This is a genomic window from Roseovarius sp. YIN77 (genome assembly GCF_057219155.1).
Window position 1 is genome coordinate 75436 of record NZ_JBXVVI010000011.1, and the last position, 19389, is coordinate 94824.

A 19389-nucleotide genomic window follows, 5' to 3' on the forward strand; every position below is an offset into this window, starting at 1 on the left:
CAGGCCTCCCATTTGCGAGGGTCTTAGCCGTTGGAAAACTCCGGGTAGGCTTCCATGCCCAGCTCAGCCATGTCCAAGCCGTTGATCTCTGTCTCTTCATCAACCCGTAGGCCCATGATGGCTTTCAGCACCATCCAAACCACGGCAGAGACCACCACGGTGAACACCCCAACAACAATGATCGCGTAAAGCTGCGCGCCAAAGTTTGCCCCGCCATTGGTCAGTGGCACAGCAATGGTGCCCCAGATGCCAGCCAGCAAGTGTACCGGGATCGCACCGACCACGTCATCGATTTTCAACTTATCCAACAGCGGTACGGCAAAGACCACGATCACACCGCCAATGGCCCCGATCAGGGTCGCCATGCCCAGAGACGGGGTCAGCGGCTCAGCCGTGATCGATACCAGACCCGCCAGCGCGCCGTTCAGAACCATGGTCAGGTCAGGTTTGCCAAACCGCACTTGCGTCAGGATCAGGGCCGCAATCGCCCCACCCGCGGCCGCAGTGTTGGTGTTGGAAAAGATCCGGCTGATATCGGCCACGTTGCCGGCCGTGTCCATGTACAGCTGCGACCCACCGTTAAAACCGAACCACCCCATCCACAGGATGAACGTGCCCAGCGTCGCCAAAGTCAGGTTAGAACCAGGAATGGGCTGCACACGGCCATCTTTGGCAAATTTGCCCAATCGCGGGCCCAGGATAATCGCGCCGGTCAGTGCGGCCCAACCACCGACGGAATGCACCACGGTAGAACCTGCAAAATCCTGAAACCCCGCCGCATCAAGGAACCCGCCACCCCATTTCCAGCTCGCCTGGATTGGATAGATCAGCGCGGTCAGGATGATGACGAAAACCAGAAACGGCCACAGCTTGATCCGTTCCGCCAGCGTGCCCGACACGATCGAGGCGGTGGTTGCACAGAACATCAACTGAAAGAAGAAATCTGACCCAACAGAGGCATAGGTCAAGTCAGGCTCAGCCCCTTCCAACCCCACGGGCTCCAACCCTGCCGGGCCAAAGGCCCCCAGAATGCCGGTGACAGTCCAGCCATCGCCCGGATACATCAGGTTATAGCCAATGGCGTAGTAAAAGAGCGCCGCCAATGAAAACAGCGCGATGTTTTTGGTCAGTTGCATGGTCACATTCTTGGATCGCACCAGCCCGGCCTCGAGCATGGCGAAACCGGCGGCCATCCAAAACACCAGGATGCCCGAGATCAGAAACATGAACGTGGTAAAGATAAAGCCTATCTCGGCATTCATCGGCGTCGTGTCGGCCTCTTGCGCGAAGCCTATCGTCGGGAGAGCGGCCATCAGCGCCGCAAATATCAGTCGTCTTGCAATCATTGATCTGTTCCTTTGTCGGGGCGCTACAGCGCCTCTTGATCGGTTTCGCCCGTTCTCACCCGCATGGCCTGCTGCAGGTCGAGCACGAAAATCTTTCCATCGCCGATCTTGCCAGTCATGGCGGTATTGCGAATGGTTTCGATGATCTCATCCGCCATTGCGGCACTGGCGGCGATCTCAAGCTTGATTTTCGGGACGAAATTCACGGTGTATTCAGCACCGCGATAAATCTCTGTATGTCCAGACTGGGCGCCAAAGCCCTTGATCTCGGACACCATCATCCCGCGAACGCCCAGCTCGGTCAGCGCCTCGCGCACATCGTCCAGCTTGAACGGTTTGATGGTCGCTATGATGAATTTCACTAGGATTCCCCTTTCGTCAGCGATTGTGCATGCGCAGCATTTCGCGACCACTTTGACCTCACATCAAGAAAAGGAACCGTATAATTGCCTTTAAAATATGGAAATTGAGATGGAATGCCTTAAAATCAAACTTGCTGCTCATTAATGCGGCAGTTGCAAAAAGACTGAATTTGCGCCATGCCGCTCCACATTCCCGCTCAGGCGGTGTAGATTCCGTCGAAACAAGTTTTTGCGAGCAGGCAAATCAGAATGAGTGGTCCCGGTAAAAAGAAGCCACCCCTCGTGGCAGAGCGGCGCTATCCAAAGGCGTCTACAAAGAAGACCACAAAAAAGACCACCAAACCGGTGGGTAAAAAAACAGCCGCAAAAAAAACCACGACCCGGAAAACCACGCATCGCAAAACCACGCGCAGACGCAAGAAAAACTCGGGCAATTTCATTACCCGCTTCCTGCGGTGGATCTGGCGTTTGGTTTGGTGGGCGATCTGGCGGTTTTCCCTGGTTGCGGGGGCCATTGTGGCACTTTGGGTAGGCTTTGTGTACCTGACGCTCCCCTCCCTTAATCAAGTGATCGATCAACGCGCGCAAGGCTCTGTCACGCTGTTGGATCGATATGGGGAAGTCTTTGCATGGCGCGGCGAACAGTTTGGCGGGATGATCACCGCTGAAACTGTATCACCGCATCTGAAAAACGCCGTCGTTGCCACCGAGGACAAGCGGTTCTATCGCCATTTCGGTGTCAGCCCGCGCGGCGTCCTGTCGGCCATTCGCATCAATCTGCGCGAAGGGCGCGGCCCGCTTTCGGGGCATGGTGGATCAACGATTACGCAGCAAACCGCCAAACTGCTGTGTCTGGGCAATCCATATAATCCCGCTGATTGGAAATCCGAAGCAGCCTATGAGGCCGACTGCCGCAAAGGATCACTATGGCGCAAGGCCAAAGAAGGCATCTATGCGCTTGCGCTCGAAGCCAAGTTTTCCAAAGATGAGATTCTGACCATATATCTGAACCGCGCCTTTCTGGGCGCCGGGGCCCGTGGGTTTGAAGCGGCCAGTCAGCGCTACTTTGGCACCTCCGCCAACGCGGTCAGCCCGTCAGAGGCTGCGATGCTGGCGGGCCTGTTGGTCGCCCCGACACGTTACGCCCCCACCAATAATCTGGAACGATCACAAGAACGCGCCGCAACCGTTTTGCGCCTGATGGAGGAGCAGGACTATCTGACCCGGGCCGAAACGGCCTATGCACAGGCCAACCCGGCAGAACTCAGCCGGGCAGCAGCAGCCCGTGCCGGGGGCTATTTTGCTGATTGGGTTATGGGCAGCGGACCTGACTTTCTGACCCGAGAAACCACCGAAGATGTCATCCTTCAGACGACGCTGGATCAACGCATCCAGACAGCCGCCGAAGATGCCATGCAATATATCTTTGAAAACAAAGTGCGCGAAGGATCAGAAGCACAAGCAGCAATTGTCGTGATGTCGGCAGACGGCGCTGTACGTGCCATGGTCGGCGGGCGCGAGACCAAGGTCACGGGCGCGTTCAATCGCGCGGCACAAGCACTGCGGCAAACCGGATCCGCGTTCAAGCCCTTCGTCTATGCCGCTGCTCTGGATTTGGGATTCACCTATAACAGCGTGCTGGAGGATGAACCTTTTTGCATGAATATTCCCGGCTCTGGCGAATGGTGTCCCAAGAACTACAGCCGCGACTATCGCGGCTTGGTGTCGATGACCCAGGCCTTGCAACATTCGCTGAATGTCCCCGCGGTCAAGGTCGCGAACGAAGTTGGCCTGGAAAGCGTGCGCACAGTAGCCGAAGGATTTGGCATCAGCAGCGATCTGGCCCTTGGTCCGGCGCTGGCGCTTGGCGCGTCAGAGGCAACATTGATCGAGATGACCGGTGCCTATGCCGGCATCCTGAACGGCGGCAGCGCAGTGACCCCTTACGGGCTGGTCGAGCTGCGCCTGCAAGGCGAAGACCTTCCCCTGATGAAACAGGAAGGCGGCATTGGCGAGCGTGTGATCTCTGAAAATGCAGCGCGCCAACTGACCTATATGATGAACCGGGTCATCGAGGCCGGGACCGGCACCCGTGCCCGTCTGCCCGGATGGCAAGCAGCAGGGAAAACCGGCACCACAAATTCGGCCCGCGACGCATGGTTCATCGGCTTTACCGCAGATTATGTAGTTGGCGTCTGGATGGGGTACGACGACAATACACCGCTGTCCGGCGTGACCGGAGGCGGGCTGCCCGCTGATATCTGGCGCGAGGCGACCAGCCGTGTGATTGACGGCCTGCAGTCCCGGCCCCTGCCCATGATCACCCCGGCCCCAGAAGAAAATTTCATCTCTGAACGTCCGCGCGGGCGTGAACGAGGTAACCGACGCGACAACCGCAGACGGAACAGCTCAGACAGCGCCATCGAGGATCTTATTCTGGATCTGTTTGGTATTCGGCGCCGGAATTGATCCTGACCTGACCGAGGGCGCAATGAAACGGCTGTGGCGACCCCGGCAGGATTCGAACCTGCAACCTGCCCCTTAGGAGGGGGCTGCTCTATCCAGTTGAGCCACGGGGCCAGCCTGCGGGCACATTATGCAGATCAACAATGGTCTTCAATCGGGATTGTACCGGGTTGGTGGCAAAAAAGAAACGGCGACCAAAATGGTCGCCGCCCCAATGCATTTAAAAATCCGAACATTAGGATGCTGGCAGATCACGCTCCAGCGGCTCCAGAGAACCCATACGTGCAGATCCGTCGGCTTGGGCAGGCAGTTCCGTGCCTTCGCAAGTACCGGCATCAACCAGCGTCCAGGCATTGCCTTGGTAGTCAACGGTCGAGGTGCCAGCACAGGTTGTACCCGGGCCAGCAGCGCAGTCATTCGCGCCTGCCAGCGACACACCGTAACATTTTTCACCACCGGCAGCGGCGGCCGGGGTTGCGATTTGGGCGGTAACTGCAGCAGCGACGGCACTGGCAACTGCGAAAGAAGAAAGGGTCTTGGACATCTCGGGTGCTCCGTAAATTCTGTTAAGTCTTCCGCAGCAGAATTGCGCGGCTTGGTGTAGAATGACCATTCTGCGGCGCGAAGCAACAGGGCCATTCTGAATTGTTTGTGAGTGGAAGTTTATCGCCAATTTTCAGACTGTGATGGCGAAAACATGCTTATCTTCAATCAGTTATATGAAAAATTCGGCAAATTTTCGCCAGCAGAGAACTGTAACATTTCGGATGATTTGCGTTTCAAAACGGTGACGAAGCCGTGAACGACACGCCGCGCCCACCGTCAGGGTGGTTCAATCTAAGCGACTGAGCATGCAGCATCAGGCGGGGAAAATTCAGCGCGTCACCACTGGCATAAAACGGATCACCCAAGATCGGATGCCCGATCTCTTTCATATGAACCCGAAGCTGGTGACTGCGCCCGGTTTTGGGCATCAGGCGTATCCGCGTTGTTCCCTCTTCATACCGCATCACACGCCAATCAGTGATCGCGGGCTTGCCATGCACATGGTCCACATGCTGCAATGGCCGGTTCGGCCAATCCACGATCAATGGCAGATCTACTGTCCCGGTCTTGTCAGGCACCTCCCCCCAGACGCGCGCAACATAGGTTTTTTTCATCAGACGCTTTTCAAACTGGCCGCTTAAATGTCGTTGTGCGGACGGCGTCAGGGCAAAGACCATGACGCCCGAAGTATCGCGATCCAGCCTGTGCACCAACAACGCCTGTGGAAAGACGTCTTGCAATCGAGTGATCAGGCAATCCGCTAGATGCGCCCCCCGCCCCGGAACAGACAGCAGGCCAGACGGTTTATTCACCACGACGATTTCATGATCGTCGTGCAGAATGTCCAAAGGGGCGGTCGGAGGGATGTAGTCGGTAGTCATAGGCACGGGCTATCATGTGCTGCCGGTCTTCACAATTCCCAACAGGCACCTCACGGCGTGGGGAAATGGGAACGGGTACTCAATCGATGTTAGCTAAGGGGAATTCACGCACACGACCCTTGACCGGCCAGTGAGGCCAGTTTCAGCAGATGATCTGCAGCCTTTCAGCAGCGTCGATCCGGGCAAATACTCCCGGGTACAAATATCTAATTCACAACTCGAAACATAACGCGTTCGAATGTGCTAGGGACGTCGCTCACCCCGTATCCTTCTGGATGCATTGCGTTTGCGAAAACAACCAAAGCGCCCCCCAGGACCAATACAAATACCCCGCCCGCAGTCATACGGCCATTTCGTATTCGCTTGGGCAATACTAGCAGGGCCAATGCGATCAGGACCACGCCACCGACAAATAATAGGTCAGAGTTCATAGTCTCTTCCTCGTCAGTGTTCGTAGAGTATATCATGAATTGAATAGATATCCAAAACCCACACGCATTCCGGGAAATGTTTACGTTAGGATACACAGGCCAAACGAAAAACCCCCAGCTGGGCCGGGGGTTTTGCATCGGTATTACGTCGGTATTGCGACGGTGTCAGACTTTCACACGCTCGGATTTCGGATCATACATCGGCTTCAAAGATGCCTCTGCCTTGACCCTAACGCCGCAGACATCAATCTCGTAGCTTGACGCCAGCACATCTGCTGCGCTTTCGCCCTCGCAGGGGACATAACCCATGCCGATCGCGCCGCCCAAGGTGTGACCGTAATTGCCCGAACTGATATAGCTGACAATCTCGCCATCCCGGATCAGGGGTTCGTTGTGGTAGAGCAGCGGTTCCGGGTCGGTCAGTTTGAACTGGACCATGCGGTTCTTGGGCCCGTTGGCTTTGCGCTCTGCCACGGCAGCCTTACCGATGAAATCATCCTTGGACAGGTCAGCGGCAAAGCCCAGACCCGCATCCACTACGTGATCCTCGCTGGTGATGTCATGGCCAAAGTGGCGGAAGCCCTTTTCAATCCGGCAGCTGTCCATCATGTGCATGCCGCACAGTTTCAGCCCCATGTCTTGCCCGGCGTCCCAAAGTGTCTCAAAGACGTGGCCGGACATCTCTGCAGGAATGTAAATCTCCCATCCCAGCTCACCCACATAGGTCACGCGGTGCGCCCGGGCGAGGCCCATACCAATCTCGATCTCTTGGGCGGTACCAAACGGGTTGATGGCGTTAGAGAAATCATTTGGCGACACTTTGGCCAGCAAATCGCGCGCGTTTGGTCCCATCACTGCCAGAACACCCTCTGCCGCTGTGACATCCGTAACAGTCACACGGTAGTCACCGGCAAATCGCTGCAGGCGGGTATGATCGGCCAAGCGGGTCACTGCGGGTGTCACCACCAGATAGACGGTCTCTGACAAGCGGGTGACAGTGACATCGGCCTCGATCCCGCCGCGAGAGTTCAGGAACTGCGTATAGACGATCTTACCCGCCGGCACAGACATATTGGCCCCGCAGACATAGTTGAGAAACGCCTCTGCATCAGGTCCTTCGACCCGGATCTTGCCAAAGGACGACATGTCATACATGCCCATGTTTTCGCGCACAGTCCGGTGTTCGGCGGCCGAGTTTTCAAACCAGTTCTGGCGCTTCCAGGTGTATTGGTATTCCCGCTCCTGACCTTCATTTGCGAACCAGTTGGCGCGTTCCCAGCCGCCGATCTCGCCAAAGACCGCGCCTTGTTCCTTCAGATGATGATGGAAGGGCGTGCGGCGCACACCGCGCGCCGTGCGCTTTTGCAGATAGGGGAAGTGATCCGCATAAAGAAGCCCCAGCGTTTCCTTGGACCGTTCAAACAGGTAATGCTTGTTGCCCTGGAAAGGATGCATGCGACTGATATCCACACCACCCAGGTCAAAGGGTTTCTCGCCACTGTCCATCCATTCGGCCAGCGCCTTACCGGCGCCACCAGCCGATTGAATACCGATAGAGTTAAATCCGGCGGCCACGAAAAAGTTTTTCAATTCCGGCGCCTCACCCAGATGATAGGCGTCATCGGGGGTGAAGGATTCGGGGCCGTTAAAGAAGGTGTGGATGCCTGCCTCTGCCAGCATCGGCATCCGGTTGACGGCCATTTCCAGGATCGGCTCAAAGTGATCGAAATCTTCGGGCAGTTGGTCAAAACAGAAATCTTCGGGAATGCCCTTCATCCCCCAGGGTTTGGCGTGGGGTTCAAAACAGCCCAGCAGGATCTTTCCGGCGTCTTCCTTGTAATAGGCGCATTCATCCGGCACCCGCAGAACCGGCAATTCGGTCAGTTCGGGGATCGCCTCGGTCACGATGTAGAAGTGTTCGCAAGCATGCAGCGGGACGTTGACACCAGCCATACGGCCGACCTCGTGCCCCCACATGCCCGCGCAGTTCACCACATAATCTGCCGCGATATGGCCGTTTTCTTCGCCCATCTGCCAGTCCACGCCGGTGACGCGTCCCTCGGCCTGAGTGATGGCGGTGACCTTGACGCCCTCTTTGGTCATGGCGCCCATCATCCGTGCGCCCTTTGCCAGCGCCAGCGCCACGTTGGCCGGATCGCCCTGACCGTCATTCGGCAAATAAACCGCGCCAGTCACATCCTCGATGTTCAGGTGTGGATACATCTGCTTGGCCGTCTGGGGGGAGATTTCCTCGACATCCACACCAAAGGCGCGTGCCATGGCCGCGCCGCGGTAAAGCTCTTCCTTGCGTTCCTCTGTGATCGCGACAGAGATTGACCCGTTGGCCTTGATCCCGGTTGAAATGCCGGTTTCATCGCCCAACCGCTGATACAGTTCGGTCGTATATTTGGCGAGCTTGGTCATGGTGGAAGAGGCGCGCAACTGGCCAATCAGACCGGCAGCATGCCAGGTTGTGCCACTGGTCAGCTGTTTGCGTTCCAGAAGGACAATGTCCTTCCAGCCGATTTTCGCCAGGTGATAAGCGACCGAACAGCCAATAACACCACCACCGATGATGACGACGCGGGCGTGAGAGGGAAGAGACATTCAGGGAGACTCCTTCAGGGTATTAGAACCAGTTTTCCGGGATAGGTTTTGGCGGCAAAGTCCGCCTGTGCCTGCGCGATGTCACGCAGGGGATAGGTTTTTGACACCAGCGGCCGGATGCGCCCGTGATTGATCAGATCAACCAGTTCGGCAAAGACCTCGATCGGCTGATAGGTGCAGCCAAACAGCGTCAGATCGTTCAGGTATATCGTACGCAGATCGGCCTCGACAATCGGGCCGGCGATAGCGCCAGAGACCGCATAACGCCCGGCGGGCTTTAGTGCATCGATCAGGGCGCCCCAGTCATCGCCACCCACGACATCGACGACCGTGGTAAAGCTTTGCGCAGGCGGTGTGTCGCCGCGTAATAAAACATGATCCGCCCCTGCGGCGCGCACGGCATCGGCCTTGACCGGGGATGTGATCGCCGTCACCTCTGCCCCCAGTACCTTGGCCAGTTGCACAGCCGCCAATCCAACCCCGCCAGAGGCACCGGTAATCAGAACATGATCCCCTGATCCCACACCGGGACGTTTCAGCAGGTTATAGGCAGTGCCAAAGGCACAGGGCATGGCGCCGATTTCAATGTCGGACAGGGGCGAGGCGCTGACATCAAACACCTGGTTTGCATCCACCACACAGTATTCGGCAAAGGTGCCATCATATTCAGACCCGAGCGCATCAAATTTCGTCGGCGCATCCGGGGTTGGTTTGGGCTGGTTGATCGGGCAGGTCACACGCATGTCCGGCGAGATCCCATCCACGCCCGCACCAATGGCAACAACGCGACCACACAGATCACCGCCCTGAATCAGGGGAAACGTCAACGCCCCGGACCAACCGCCCTCCTCCGCGGTCGCGCCACTGTCGGTCGCGCCACTGACATCCTTTGAATACCAGCCGATCCGCGTGTTGATATCGGTGTTGTTAACCCCGGCGGCCAGCACCTTGACCAGCACCTGACCAGCGCCAGATTGTGGCACCGAGATGGCGTCGTTCCAGACCAGCATCTCCGGCCCGCCATGGCCGGTCAGTTGGACACCAGACATTGTGTTGGGGATCGTCATCATGAGGCTCTGGCGGTTCGAATCCTTGTTCCCCGGCAGCTTGCCACGTCAGACCGACAAAAAAAGTGTGAAAAACGCCAAACCGTGGCGAAATATCACCGATCGGCGGATTTTGCGCCCTGCCGCATCTTCAACCGCAGAGCATGCGGTGTAATGCCGTAAAAACTTTTGTAGAGGCTGGAAAACCCGTTGGGAAATCCACAGGCCAGCCCGATATCGCGCACGCTCATCGTGGTATTGGCCAAGAGGTTCGACGCCCGGTTCATGCGCAGTTCCCGGTAATAGGTATTGGGCGTCGAGTTTAGGTGCGATTTAAACTTGCGCTCCAAAGACCGGCTTGAAATACCCAGTTGCGCCACCAGATCACTGATGGGCATCGGGTCCTCCATGTTGGACTGCATCAGGTCGATACAGCGGTCCAGATCGCGATCGCCGGTGAACGATCCCGCCATCCCGGTAAAAGGCTGCGGTGTGGAAAAATCACGGATGCGTTCATGCAGCATAATATCGGCAATGGTGCGTTTGGCCGCAGAAGAGACGTGGCGCCCGACCACGGCCAGTGCAATGTCGGTTGTCGTTTCCATCCCCGCACAGGTCACGATCTGGCCATCCTCCACCGCGATCAGCGACAGCGCGTCAAACTTCACCTCGCGTTCGCGCAGCATCATGGTGTTTTCCCAATGGGTGGTGTGGATCAGACCCTTTCCCCCATATTCGCCAATATAGCGGCTGGCGGCCTCTGCCAGCAAAAACACCTGCGCGCCGCGATAGGTGTAATCAGACACGATACGCCCCGTGCTCAGCGCCGGATTGTCAGGATCGGTATTTCCGATGACGAACAGGTAATCCGCGTCAGGTTTTTGTGCGACCGGCTCGGTGTCCAGAATTGCGCCGGTGCGGCTGCGCACTGGTCCGCCGGTCTTTGATCGGTATGTCCAGGTGAACATCGGCGGCACGCTGACGCGATTGGCCAAAGACAGAATTTCAACCAGCCCTGCCACCTCGATCAGAACATAATCCTGCGCCACCAGTATATCGAACTGGACCCGCCTTGCGCCAGGATCCTTTGCGCCGAAAGTGCTGATTGTTTCACCCGTCATGGCGTTACCCTCAGGGATAAATCTCTGCGTATTTGGATTTGTACAGCGCAACCATCTCTTCTTCGGTGGCGCCATCATCATAAGGCGGGGTGGTCAAAAGCTTTGCCTCGGTCACATCCAATACCACAATCACATTAACCCGCTCTGCCAGATCCCCCCAGATCGCCTGCCATGTCGGAACCAGCTGTGCGAACTCCTCTGTTGCCCGACGAACAAGGCGGCTGTTGCCCCGAACACGCACCCCTTTACGGGCAAAGGGATCGACGAAATTGACCTCGCATTCCGGCAGGTGGGACAGGTTGGTCAGGGTTTGGGGCGACCGGATTTCACCAAATGCAATGGTATCGTCATTCAATACCACAAACGTCCCTTTCGGGGAAACGCTGGGGCGCCCGCCCGGCGTAACTGTCGCCACATATCCCAGCCGGAACGTTTCGATGACATGTCTGGCATAATTTGGCAGCTTCATGACTTATCCTTTTAAACGCTCTGACAGAAGGGCGATATGCGCCGGGCCAACCTCGCAGCAGCCCCCGACAATCGTCGCCCCCAACGCCACCCAATTCTGGGCGAAGGCCGCATAGGCCTCTGGCCCCAGATCGGATCGCGCCTTTAACAGATCCACGGTCGCTGATTTGGTCTGATAGTCGCTGGTGATATGTGTAAACCCGTTAGCATAGGCGCCAAAGGGCACATCAGCATCCGCAAGAATGGGCAACGCGTCGCTGACGGCCTCTGGTGTTGAGCAGTTGATCAGAACAGCGGCCGGATTGAACTCAGCCAGCAGCGGCAGGATTGCCTCTACCGGTTCGCCGGATCGCAAATTGCGACCATCCGCGTCGTCCACGGAGATCGACAACCACACAGGCTTGTCCGATGCCGCACACCCCAACAAGGCCCCGCGCGCCTGATCGACAGAGGACATGGTTTCACAGATATACAAATCCACATAAGGCGCGTGCAGCGCCACGATCTCTGCGTAATACGGGGCGGCTTCCTGAGCACGAGGCGCCATATCCGGGCGGTAGGACCAGCCCAAGGGGCCCAGTGATCCGGCGACTAGACCCGACCCATGCGCATCACGTGCTTGGGCCGCCATCTGGCAGGCCAGAATGTGGAGCTCTGCAAAACGGCTTTCCACCTCTGTCCCTTCCAACCGGTCGCGATGGATGGAATAGGTATTGGCGGTCGCAATGTCAGCACCAGCGGCAAAGTAATCGTCATGCACCGCCCGAACCGCATCCGGATGATCCATCATCACCTGCGTGGCCCACAGGCCGGTGGGTGCAGATTTGGTACGGGCCAAGAGTTCCTGGCCCATACCCCCATCCAAAAGCGTGATTGTCACGCCCGCAGCCTTTCGTTGGCCGGATCCCACAGGGGTTCATCTTTTTGAACCACCGCGCGGCATCGTTGGCCGTAGATTTCAACCTCCAACTCGGTGCCCGGCACCGCCAGATCAGGCCGCACCATGCCAAGCGCGACAGAGGTGTTCACCCTGTATCCCCAGGCGCCTGATGTGGTTTCGCCCACGATCTGATCGCCGTGCCAGATGCAGGACATATAGGGCGCGTCCGCATCACCGGCATCGACCACCAGTGTCACAAAAGACTTCTTCACGCCTTGCTGTTTCTCGTTCTGGATCGCCGCCTTGCCAACAAAATCAAACGGTTTGTCAAGCTTGACGAAACGCTCCAACCCGCCTTCGAGCAGGGAGTAATCGGTCGACAGATCGCCCTTCCACGCGCGGTAGCCTTTTTCGATCCGCAAGGCGTTCAGGGCGTACATGCCAAAGGGTTTGGCGCCTGCGTTCAGCACGGCCTCGTAAATCTCTGGCATATCCTCGTTCTGGGCGTGGACCTCCCAGCCCAGTTCCCCGGCAAAGGACACGCGGATCATAAACGCCTTGCGTCCGGCAACGGTGCAGTGCTGATGGGTCAGCCATCCCATCGACAGGTCTGCATCGGTGAGGCCCGCAAGAACCTCGCGCGATTTCGGCCCGGTGACGATCAGCGTGTCACGTTCGGTAGTGGTTTCACGCACGGTGACGCCTGCTGGTACAGACTTGCGCACCAGATCGCCGTCATGCCACTGCGCCGTCGCGGCGGTGATCAGGACAAAGCTGTTTTCAGCCAGCCGGATACAGGACATTTCCGTCAGGATACGGCCGCGGTTATCGGACACATAGATCAGGTTCATCCGGCCGACCTTGGGGATGCCGCCGGTGCAGAAGCCACGAAGCCAGTCATCGGCGCCTTCACCTTGGACCCATAGGCGGGTAAAGCCGGGCAGATCCAGCACGCCGCAGTGATCGCGCACGGCTTCGCACTCTTCCTTGATCCGCTGTGCCCACGGGCCAGAGCGGCCCCAGGTGTGGGTGCTTTCCTCGGATGTATCATCGCCTGGTTTCGCGAACCAATTGGCCCGCTCCCAACCGTTATAGGCACCCATCACACCGCCCAGTTCCTTGACCTTGGCATGGACCGGCGACAGTTTCTTGTCGCGCGCGGCGGGCCATTCGTGATGCGGGAAATGCATGGCGTATTCGTTACCGTAGACTTCCAAACCTTTTTGGTTGCAATAATCCTGATCGGTGTAGTCCGTGTAACGGCGCGGATCGACGGACCACATGTCCCATTCGGTCTGGCCATCGACAATCCATTCGGCCAGCACCTTACCGGCCCCACCGCCCTGAGCGATACCAAAGGTAAAGACACAGGCCTCAAACGCATTTTTCACACCCGGCATCGGACCGATCAACGGCAGCCCATCCGGGGCGTAAGGAATCGGGCCGTTGATAACGCTGCTGACACCGGAGCTGGCCATCAGCGGCACCCGTTCCATGGCATCGGTGACGATGTCCTCGATCCGGTCCAGATCGTCCTGCCACAGTTGAAAGCTGAAATCCTCGGGCATCTGGTCGTCCTCGGTCATCCAGTGGCCCTTGCAGGTTGGTTCATAGGGACCAAGGTTATAACCGTTCTTTTCCTGACGCAGATAATACGACACATCAACGTCGCGGATCAGGGGCAGTTTCTTGCCACCGTTTTCTTTGGACCATGCTTCGATCTCTGGGATCTGTTCGGTGAGCAGATACTGGTGGCTCATCACCATCATCGGAACGGTGCGCCCACCGTAAGGTTTGAACCATTCGCCCACACGTTGGGCATAATATCCCGCCGCGTTCACGACATAGTCACAGGCGATATCGCCTTTGTCGGTGTGAACGGTCCATGTTCCGTCATCATGCTGGGTAACACCGGTCGCCGGACAGAACCGGATGATCCTCGCGCCCATATCGCGCGCGCCCTTGGCCAGGGCCTGGGTAACCTGCGCCGGGTCGATATCGCCATCCGACGGATCCCACAGGACACCGGCCAGATCATGGGTTTCCAGGAACGGATAGCGCCCCTTGGCCTCCTCGGGGGTCCACATCTCCATCTCGATGCCCTGATAGCGGCCCATGGAACAGGCGCGCTCAAATTCCTGCATCCGCTCTTTGGAATGGGCCAGTCGGATCGATCCGGTCTGGTGATAGTTCATCGGGTAATCGACCTCTTCGGCCAACCCGCTGTAAAGCTCGGTCGAATAACGCTGCATGTTCATGATCGACCAGCTGGTCGAAAATGTCGGCACGTTGCCTGCTGCGTGCCAGGTGGAGCCTGCGGTCAGCTCGTTCTTTTCCAGAAGAACGCAATCGGTCCATCCCTTCTTGGCCAGATGGTAAAGCGAGGAACAGCCGACAACGCCGCCCCCGATGATGACGACCCGTGCTTTGCTTGGAAGATCAGCCATGAGTTTCAATCCCTACTCGTAGTGTTCAAATTGAGGCGCGTCGCAGGTGATTTCGTAATAGTCACCCTTGTTCGCAGTGAAGATGTGTTTTCCAGTTCTCAACCCGGTTGGTTGGTCGAGCGTTCCGGCGCCGATGGCTGTGCGGTTTTTGCCAATGACATCAAAGAAAAGGCTGGAGCCGCACTCTTGACAGAATCCGCGGCGCGCGATGTCTGAAGACTTGAACCATTTCAGCCCGTCGGACCAGGTGAGCCTGATACTGTCCGCAGGTACCGAGACCGAAGCCCAGGCATGGCCGCTGGTGCGAAGACATTGGCCACAATGGCATATAGTGACCGCGTGCCTGTCGGCCTCGGCCGCATAGGCAACTGCACCACATTCACAAGAGCCGCGATACAGCATCATCAATTGTCCTCTTGCGGCAATCCATCCGCGATGTCGTAATAGTCACCCTTGTCGGCGACAAAGATGTGCTTGGTCAGACGAAGGCCGGTATCGCCCTCGACTGCCCCCAGCGAGAAACTGATCGTGTCTTCATCATTGGCCTTCCAGAACAGAAACGTCCCACAACGCGCACAACTGCCTCGCTTGGCAATTTTGCTGGAAGCATACCAATTCACTTCGCCAGTGATTTTCAGTGCGGCCACAGGCACATTGGCTGAGGACCATATCCCCCCAGATTGGCGCCGGCATTGCCCGCAATGGCACATTGAGGCGCCCTGAGGCTCCGCAATCGTTTCAAAACCGATGTCGCCGCACAGGCAGTGTCCCTTAATCACTTTCGTCCCCCTTAAACCGGTCAAACTGTGGCAGGCCATCACACAGCGCGTAGTAATCGCCCTTGTCCGAGACAAAGATATGCGCCTTTGTTTCCAACCCTGTGCTCCCATCTATGGAACCTGCGGCCACAACCGTCCGGTTCTGACCTTCGGGGGCCCAGAACAGGCTGGATCCGCACTGATCGCAAAATCCCCGACGGGTGGTCTCACTGGATTGAAACCATTTCAGACCGTCCTGCTTTCGAATACTCAGGGCCTCGTCGGGCACAGAGGTGGCCGCCCAGAAGTGACCAGAGATTTTTCGGCATTGCCCGCAGTGACACGCATAGACCGGCCGCAAGGGTGGCCTGAGATCGAACATCACTGCGCCGCACAGACAAGATCCGCTGATCATCTTTTCCTCTCAATAGACTGGCGGTGCGATCACCCAGATCGCCACGCAGGGTTCGTCATAAGGGTTTGCCCATTGGTAGGGTTCGTTTTTGATCCGAAAACTGTCCCCCGGACCGACGGTATAGTCGCGACCGCCGATTTTCAGGTCCAAGCGGCCAGAGATGACATAACCGACCTCTTGCGTTTGCCGATCTGCGGGCACCTGCATCTGGGACCGGGGCTGAAAGGTGGAATGCACCATTTCGAAATCATCGGTCAGATCGGGCGAGAGCAATTCTTCGATCAGGCCCTCTTCGCCTGACCCCATGGGCCGGCGGGACCCGGATCGGACGACATAACCCTGTTCCTCCGCAGGCACCGCCGCGTGGGCGAAAAGCATCGACATCGGAACGCCCAGACAACCTGCGATTTGGCGCAGATCAGAAATGGATGGTTCTGATTTGTCACGTTCAACCTGGCTTAGCCACCCCACTGACCGACCCAACCGGTTGGCCAGATCTGACAGTGTCAGATTGCGGGCCTTGCGCAACGCACGAAGATCCGCCCCCAAAGTTTGGGTTTTCTGGGGCATGTCGTGTCGCATGGCGAGTCACCTCGTGAAATTATGTCGCTAAATTTCACGATACCGCAGCCAATGAAAAAATCAAATCTTTTTTCATTGGCTATCTTGCCGTCAAATAGGGGCGCTGCCCCTCTGGCCCGTTGGGCCATTCACCCCGAGGTATTTTTGGCGAAAGGAACTACGTTTGGGAAAAAACCAGAGACAGGATATCGGTCAACGCAGTGACGTCCTCTTCGGTAAACGCGCCCGGTTGATCGCTGTCAATATCCAGAACCGCGATCAGGTCACCCGCACCATTCCAGACCGGCAACACGATTTCTGACCGGGTCGAACTGGCGCAGGCGATATGGCCGGGAAAGGCATCGACATCGGGGACCAATTGCACGTTGCCCGTCCGGGCCGCCGCCCCGCAAACGCCCCGCGCAAAGGGGATGACCAGACAACCATGCCCCCCCTGATAGGGGCCGATTTTGAGCGTGTCATTGCCGACATTGCGATAAAACCCGGTCCAGTCGAACCGGTCATCAGCGTGATGCAATTCGCAGGCCACGGTGGCCATCAGGGCAATCGGATCGGTTTCGCCCTCGGTCAGGGCCGCGATGATTTTGCGGATCTCTGAGTAGTCAATTTTCATGGGCGTTCAATCGCGATGGCCGTGCCCTCGCCCCCACCGATGCAGATGGCGGCAACACCGCGTTTCAAATCGCGCTGCTCCAATGCATTCAGCAAAGTTACGATGATCCGCGCGCCCGACGCGCCGATCGGGTGGCCAAGCGCACAGGCCCCGCCATTTACATTCACAATCTCATGCGACAGATCCATTTCTTGCATGAACGCCATGGGGACCACGGCAAAGGCTTCGTTCACCTCCCACAGGTCCACGTCTGCGATGGTCCAGCCGATCCGATCCAGCAGTTTGCGCGCTGCAGGCACTGGCGCAGTGGTGAACCAACCCGGGGCCTGGGCGTGGGTGGCATGCCCGACAATCCGTGCCCTGATCGGCAGGGCGTTTTGTTCGGCCACCTCTTCGGACGCCAGAACCAATGCCGCGGCCCCGTCTGATATAGATGACGAATTGGCCGGTGTAACCGTGCCGCCCTCACGAAATACGGGCTTTAGGTGTGGAATTTTCTCGGGCCGGGCATTGGCGGGCTGTTCATCCTCTGACACGACAACTTCGCCCTTGCGCGAATTAACCGTAACCGGTGCGATTTCCGCACAGAACGCGCCAGAACCCTGCGCCCCTTGCGCACGTGCCAAAGAGGCCAACGCGTAGCTATCCTGGGCCTCGCGCGTGAACTGATACCGTTCGGCGCAATCCTCGGCAAAGCTGCCCATCAGCCGCCCTTTGTCATAGGCATCTTCCAATCCGTCCAGAAACATACTGTCGATGACAGCATCGTGGCCCAACCGCGCCCCGGATCGCATTTTCGGCAGCAGATAAGGTGCGGCGCTCATGTTCTCCATCCCGCCGGCGACAATGATGCCTGACCGGTCCAGCGCGATCTGATCGCTGGCCACCATTGCGGCCTTCATCCCAGAGCCACACATCTTGTTCAGCGTTGTTGCCGGAATGTCCTGGGCCAACCCCGCGGCAAACGCCGCCTGGCGCGCCGGGGCCTGCCCCTGACCTGCGCCCAAGACGCACCCCATCAGGACCTCATCGATCAGATCACCTGTCACCCCGGATTGTGAAACGGCCGACTGGATCGCGACGCCGCCCAAATGCGCCGCCGGGACAGAGCTGAGCATCCCTTGCAATCCGCCCATGGGCGTCCGAGCTGCCCCAACAATCGTAATGCGTCTCATGTCATGACCCCGATTCTTCCGGCCTTTGGATACAGATTGGTAAGAATTCGCCTTTAGGGTCCAAATACCGGGTTTTGACGAGGACAGCCATGAAAATTAATTCTCAATCGCGCGATCAGGCCCTGATCGTCGAGGTGCATGAACCGCGTCTGGACGCAGCCATCGCCGTACAGTTCAAGGACCATATGCGCGAACTGACCGATGGCGGCGATGACCGCGTCATCCTGGATCTGTCCGGGGTGGATTTCATGGATAGCAGCGGTCTTGGCGCTGTTGTCGCCTCGATGAAACAACTTGCCGCTGGCCGGAAGATGGAACTCGCCGGATTGACCCCGACAGTGCAAAAGGTCTTTCAACTGACACGGATGGACAGCGTGTTTACAATTCACGCGACATTGGCCGCGGCAACCAGCGATATCTGAGCGGGCGGAGGAGGCACTTGTGACCCGACAGAATTGCGCCCTTCGTCACGACGATACACCGGTCCTCGTACCCACCTACCGATTTCGAGGTAAGGCAACCCCGCTCATTGTCCGCCGATTGGTCGAAGAGATGGCCGATCACCTTGTAATGGCGGCTTTGGCCACGTCAGACATCTCATCTACCCAGATTGTGATGGCCGAAGTTCTGAACAACATCGCCGAACATGCCTATCCGGATCAACGCCCCGGGTCGTTCAGCATTCATATCCGCGTGACCCAGGATCAGATTATCGCCGTTGTTTCCGATCACGGGGATCGGGTGCCCGATTGCGTCCTTTGCCCGCATCCGATGGCCGATCCCGGCGCGAATGTCGCGGATTTGCCAGAGGGCGGGTTTGGCTGGTCGCTGATCCATGTGCTGTCAACGCGCATTCGACATCGCTATATCGGTGGCAAAAACTGGCTGGCAATCGCCATTGTACAATCCGCATAGAAACATCTTGTATGTGGCGCGGGCACTTGCCCATCGGGGCAAGAGGGTTTCGCAATCACATTGGTCAATGCAGCCCAAGAAATTGACACAATTGACCCGCATTCCCGACACAATCTCGCGCGATAGTCTTGTCAGCTGCAAAAGCTTTTCCCGGCGTCGCGTCTCACAGCCCCCACCCAATCGTGACGCCGGGTACAATTTTCCGAACATTCGACAACTCTCTGGATGGCCGCGCGCAGTGCGAAGGCTCATTTTATGCTACCTTTAGCAGTCACCTTTACTAACGCACTTTATAGTTGTATATTTTAACTGATACTCGCTTGTCGTGTA

At 57.5% G+C, this 19389-nt stretch carries 20 protein-coding genes and 1 tRNA gene; 3 read left to right on the plus strand and 18 right to left on the minus strand.

Translation table 11 applies throughout. The annotated features are described in order from the left end of the window. Positions 1-23 precede the first annotated feature (23 nt). The 3 genes from AC2D8P_RS10930 to AC2D8P_RS10940 all read right to left on the minus strand — a co-directional run bounded on the left by AC2D8P_RS10930 (position 24) and on the right by AC2D8P_RS10940 (position 2223). Positions 24-1346 (minus strand): ammonium transporter, encoded by a 1323-nt coding sequence (locus AC2D8P_RS10930; protein ID WP_484702692.1) that lies wholly within the window; start codon positions 1344-1346, stop codon positions 24-26. Positions 1347-1369: 23 nt separating this feature from the next. Next, positions 1370-1708, minus strand: a complete 339-nt coding sequence (locus AC2D8P_RS10935) for a P-II family nitrogen regulator (RefSeq protein ID WP_484702694.1) — start codon at positions 1706-1708, stop codon at positions 1370-1372. 296 nt (positions 1709-2004) lie between these two features. Next, the gene (locus AC2D8P_RS10940) at positions 2005-2223 is read right to left on the minus strand and encodes a hypothetical protein (protein ID WP_484702696.1); all 219 of its coding nucleotides are present in this window, start codon (positions 2221-2223) and stop codon (positions 2005-2007) included. Between the two features lies 1 nt (position 2224). Between AC2D8P_RS10940 and AC2D8P_RS10945 the strand changes: the two genes are divergently transcribed. After that, positions 2225-4177, plus strand: coding sequence for a transglycosylase domain-containing protein (locus AC2D8P_RS10945; protein WP_484702697.1), 1953 nt, complete (start codon positions 2225-2227; stop codon positions 4175-4177). Between the two features lie 34 nt (positions 4178-4211). Here AC2D8P_RS10945 and AC2D8P_RS10950 read toward each other — a convergent pair. The 15 genes from AC2D8P_RS10950 to AC2D8P_RS11020 all read right to left on the minus strand — a co-directional run bounded on the left by AC2D8P_RS10950 (position 4212) and on the right by AC2D8P_RS11020 (position 18144). Beyond that, positions 4212-4288, minus strand: a tRNA-Arg gene (locus AC2D8P_RS10950). A 121-nt stretch (positions 4289-4409) separates the two neighbouring features. Continuing rightward, positions 4410-4718 carry a BufA1 family periplasmic bufferin-type metallophore gene (locus AC2D8P_RS10955; protein ID WP_484702698.1) on the minus strand — a complete coding sequence of 103 codons (309 nt, stop codon included), beginning with the start codon at positions 4716-4718 and terminating at the stop codon, positions 4410-4412. A gap of 235 nt (positions 4719-4953) precedes the next feature. Continuing rightward, positions 4954-5601, minus strand: a complete 648-nt coding sequence (locus AC2D8P_RS10960) for an RluA family pseudouridine synthase (RefSeq protein ID WP_484702700.1) — start codon at positions 5599-5601, stop codon at positions 4954-4956. Positions 5602-6197: 596 nt separating this feature from the next. Further along, entirely contained in the window at positions 6198-8639 is a 2442-nt protein-coding gene (locus tag AC2D8P_RS10965) for a GcvT family protein (RefSeq protein ID WP_484702702.1), read from the minus strand. Between the two features lie 14 nt (positions 8640-8653). Continuing rightward, on the minus strand, positions 8654-9706 hold the full coding sequence (locus AC2D8P_RS10970; protein WP_484702704.1) for an alcohol dehydrogenase family protein: 1053 nt from the start codon (positions 9704-9706) through the stop codon (positions 8654-8656). 95 nt (positions 9707-9801) lie between these two features. Further along, positions 9802-10806, minus strand: coding sequence for a GlxA family transcriptional regulator (locus AC2D8P_RS10975; RefSeq protein WP_484702706.1), 1005 nt, complete (start codon positions 10804-10806; stop codon positions 9802-9804). A 10-nt stretch (positions 10807-10816) separates the two neighbouring features. Next, complete coding sequence (locus AC2D8P_RS10980; protein WP_484702708.1) at positions 10817-11275, minus strand: pyridoxamine 5'-phosphate oxidase family protein; 459 nt, start codon at positions 11273-11275, stop codon at positions 10817-10819. A 3-nt stretch (positions 11276-11278) separates the two neighbouring features. Beyond that, positions 11279-12154, minus strand: coding sequence for a homocysteine S-methyltransferase family protein (locus AC2D8P_RS10985; protein ID WP_484702710.1), 876 nt, complete (start codon positions 12152-12154; stop codon positions 11279-11281). Further along, the gene (locus AC2D8P_RS10990) at positions 12151-14601 is read right to left on the minus strand and encodes a GcvT family protein (RefSeq protein WP_484702711.1); all 2451 of its coding nucleotides are present in this window, start codon (positions 14599-14601) and stop codon (positions 12151-12153) included. Before AC2D8P_RS10990 ends, AC2D8P_RS10985 begins: the two co-directional genes overlap by 4 nt. 12 nt (positions 14602-14613) lie before the next feature. Next, on the minus strand, positions 14614-15006 hold the full coding sequence (locus AC2D8P_RS10995; RefSeq protein ID WP_484702712.1) for a GFA family protein: 393 nt from the start codon (positions 15004-15006) through the stop codon (positions 14614-14616). Beyond that, a complete protein-coding gene (locus AC2D8P_RS11000; protein ID WP_484702713.1) occupies positions 15006-15380 on the minus strand; it encodes a GFA family protein in 375 nt (124 codons plus the stop codon). The genes AC2D8P_RS10995 and AC2D8P_RS11000 overlap by 1 nt, the downstream gene beginning before the upstream one ends. After that, positions 15373-15774, minus strand: a complete 402-nt coding sequence (locus AC2D8P_RS11005) for a GFA family protein (RefSeq protein WP_484702714.1) — start codon at positions 15772-15774, stop codon at positions 15373-15375. The genes AC2D8P_RS11000 and AC2D8P_RS11005 overlap by 8 nt, the downstream gene beginning before the upstream one ends. A gap of 9 nt (positions 15775-15783) precedes the next feature. Then, complete coding sequence (locus AC2D8P_RS11010) at positions 15784-16344, minus strand: helix-turn-helix domain-containing protein (protein ID WP_484702715.1); 561 nt, start codon at positions 16342-16344, stop codon at positions 15784-15786. 169 nt (positions 16345-16513) lie between these two features. Continuing rightward, positions 16514-16969, minus strand: a complete 456-nt coding sequence (locus AC2D8P_RS11015) for a GAF domain-containing protein (protein WP_484702716.1) — start codon at positions 16967-16969, stop codon at positions 16514-16516. Next, positions 16966-18144, minus strand: a complete 1179-nt coding sequence (locus AC2D8P_RS11020; RefSeq protein ID WP_484702717.1) for a thiolase family protein — start codon at positions 18142-18144, stop codon at positions 16966-16968. Before AC2D8P_RS11020 ends, AC2D8P_RS11015 begins: the two co-directional genes overlap by 4 nt. Positions 18145-18233: 89 nt before the next feature. Here AC2D8P_RS11020 and AC2D8P_RS11025 point away from each other — a divergent pair, with 89 nt between their 5' ends. Both AC2D8P_RS11025 and AC2D8P_RS11030 read left to right on the plus strand, forming a co-directional pair. Beyond that, complete coding sequence (locus AC2D8P_RS11025; protein ID WP_484702719.1) at positions 18234-18566, plus strand: STAS domain-containing protein; 333 nt, start codon at positions 18234-18236, stop codon at positions 18564-18566. A gap of 19 nt (positions 18567-18585) precedes the next feature. Further along, a complete protein-coding gene (locus AC2D8P_RS11030) occupies positions 18586-19059 on the plus strand; it encodes an ATP-binding protein (protein WP_484702721.1) in 474 nt (157 codons plus the stop codon). Positions 19060-19389 lie beyond the last annotated feature (330 nt).

What these genes read in the sequence shown, in the direction of transcription:
- AC2D8P_RS10930 (WP_484702692.1), bottom strand. Translation starts at nt 1,346, where the DNA reads ATGATTGCAAGACGACTGATATTTGCGGCGCTGATGGCCGCTCTCCCG.
- AC2D8P_RS10940 (WP_484702696.1), bottom strand. Translation starts at nt 2,223, where the DNA reads ATGGCCCCCGCAACCAGGGAAAACCGCCAGATCGCCCACCAAACCAAA.
- AC2D8P_RS10955 (WP_484702698.1), bottom strand. Translation starts at nt 4,718, where the DNA reads ATGTCCAAGACCCTTTCTTCTTTCGCAGTTGCCAGTGCCGTCGCTGCT.
- AC2D8P_RS10960 (WP_484702700.1), bottom strand. Translation starts at nt 5,601, where the DNA reads ATGACTACCGACTACATCCCTCCGACCGCCCCTTTGGACATTCTGCAC.
- AC2D8P_RS10965 (WP_484702702.1), bottom strand. Translation starts at nt 8,639, where the DNA reads ATGTCTCTTCCCTCTCACGCCCGCGTCGTCATCATCGGTGGTGGTGTT.
- AC2D8P_RS10970 (WP_484702704.1), bottom strand. Translation starts at nt 9,706, where the DNA reads ATGACGATCCCCAACACAATGTCTGGTGTCCAACTGACCGGCCATGGC.
- AC2D8P_RS10975 (WP_484702706.1), bottom strand. Translation starts at nt 10,806, where the DNA reads ATGACGGGTGAAACAATCAGCACTTTCGGCGCAAAGGATCCTGGCGCA.
- AC2D8P_RS10980 (WP_484702708.1), bottom strand. Translation starts at nt 11,275, where the DNA reads ATGAAGCTGCCAAATTATGCCAGACATGTCATCGAAACGTTCCGGCTG.
- AC2D8P_RS10990 (WP_484702711.1), bottom strand. Translation starts at nt 14,601, where the DNA reads ATGGCTGATCTTCCAAGCAAAGCACGGGTCGTCATCATCGGGGGCGGC.
- AC2D8P_RS10995 (WP_484702712.1), bottom strand. Translation starts at nt 15,006, where the DNA reads ATGATGCTGTATCGCGGCTCTTGTGAATGTGGTGCAGTTGCCTATGCG.
- AC2D8P_RS11005 (WP_484702714.1), bottom strand. Translation starts at nt 15,774, where the DNA reads ATGATCAGCGGATCTTGTCTGTGCGGCGCAGTGATGTTCGATCTCAGG.
- AC2D8P_RS11010 (WP_484702715.1), bottom strand. Translation starts at nt 16,344, where the DNA reads ATGCCCCAGAAAACCCAAACTTTGGGGGCGGATCTTCGTGCGTTGCGC.
- AC2D8P_RS11015 (WP_484702716.1), bottom strand. Translation starts at nt 16,969, where the DNA reads ATGAAAATTGACTACTCAGAGATCCGCAAAATCATCGCGGCCCTGACC.
- AC2D8P_RS11020 (WP_484702717.1), bottom strand. Translation starts at nt 18,144, where the DNA reads ATGAGACGCATTACGATTGTTGGGGCAGCTCGGACGCCCATGGGCGGA.
- AC2D8P_RS11025 (WP_484702719.1), top strand. Translation starts at nt 18,234, where the DNA reads ATGAAAATTAATTCTCAATCGCGCGATCAGGCCCTGATCGTCGAGGTG.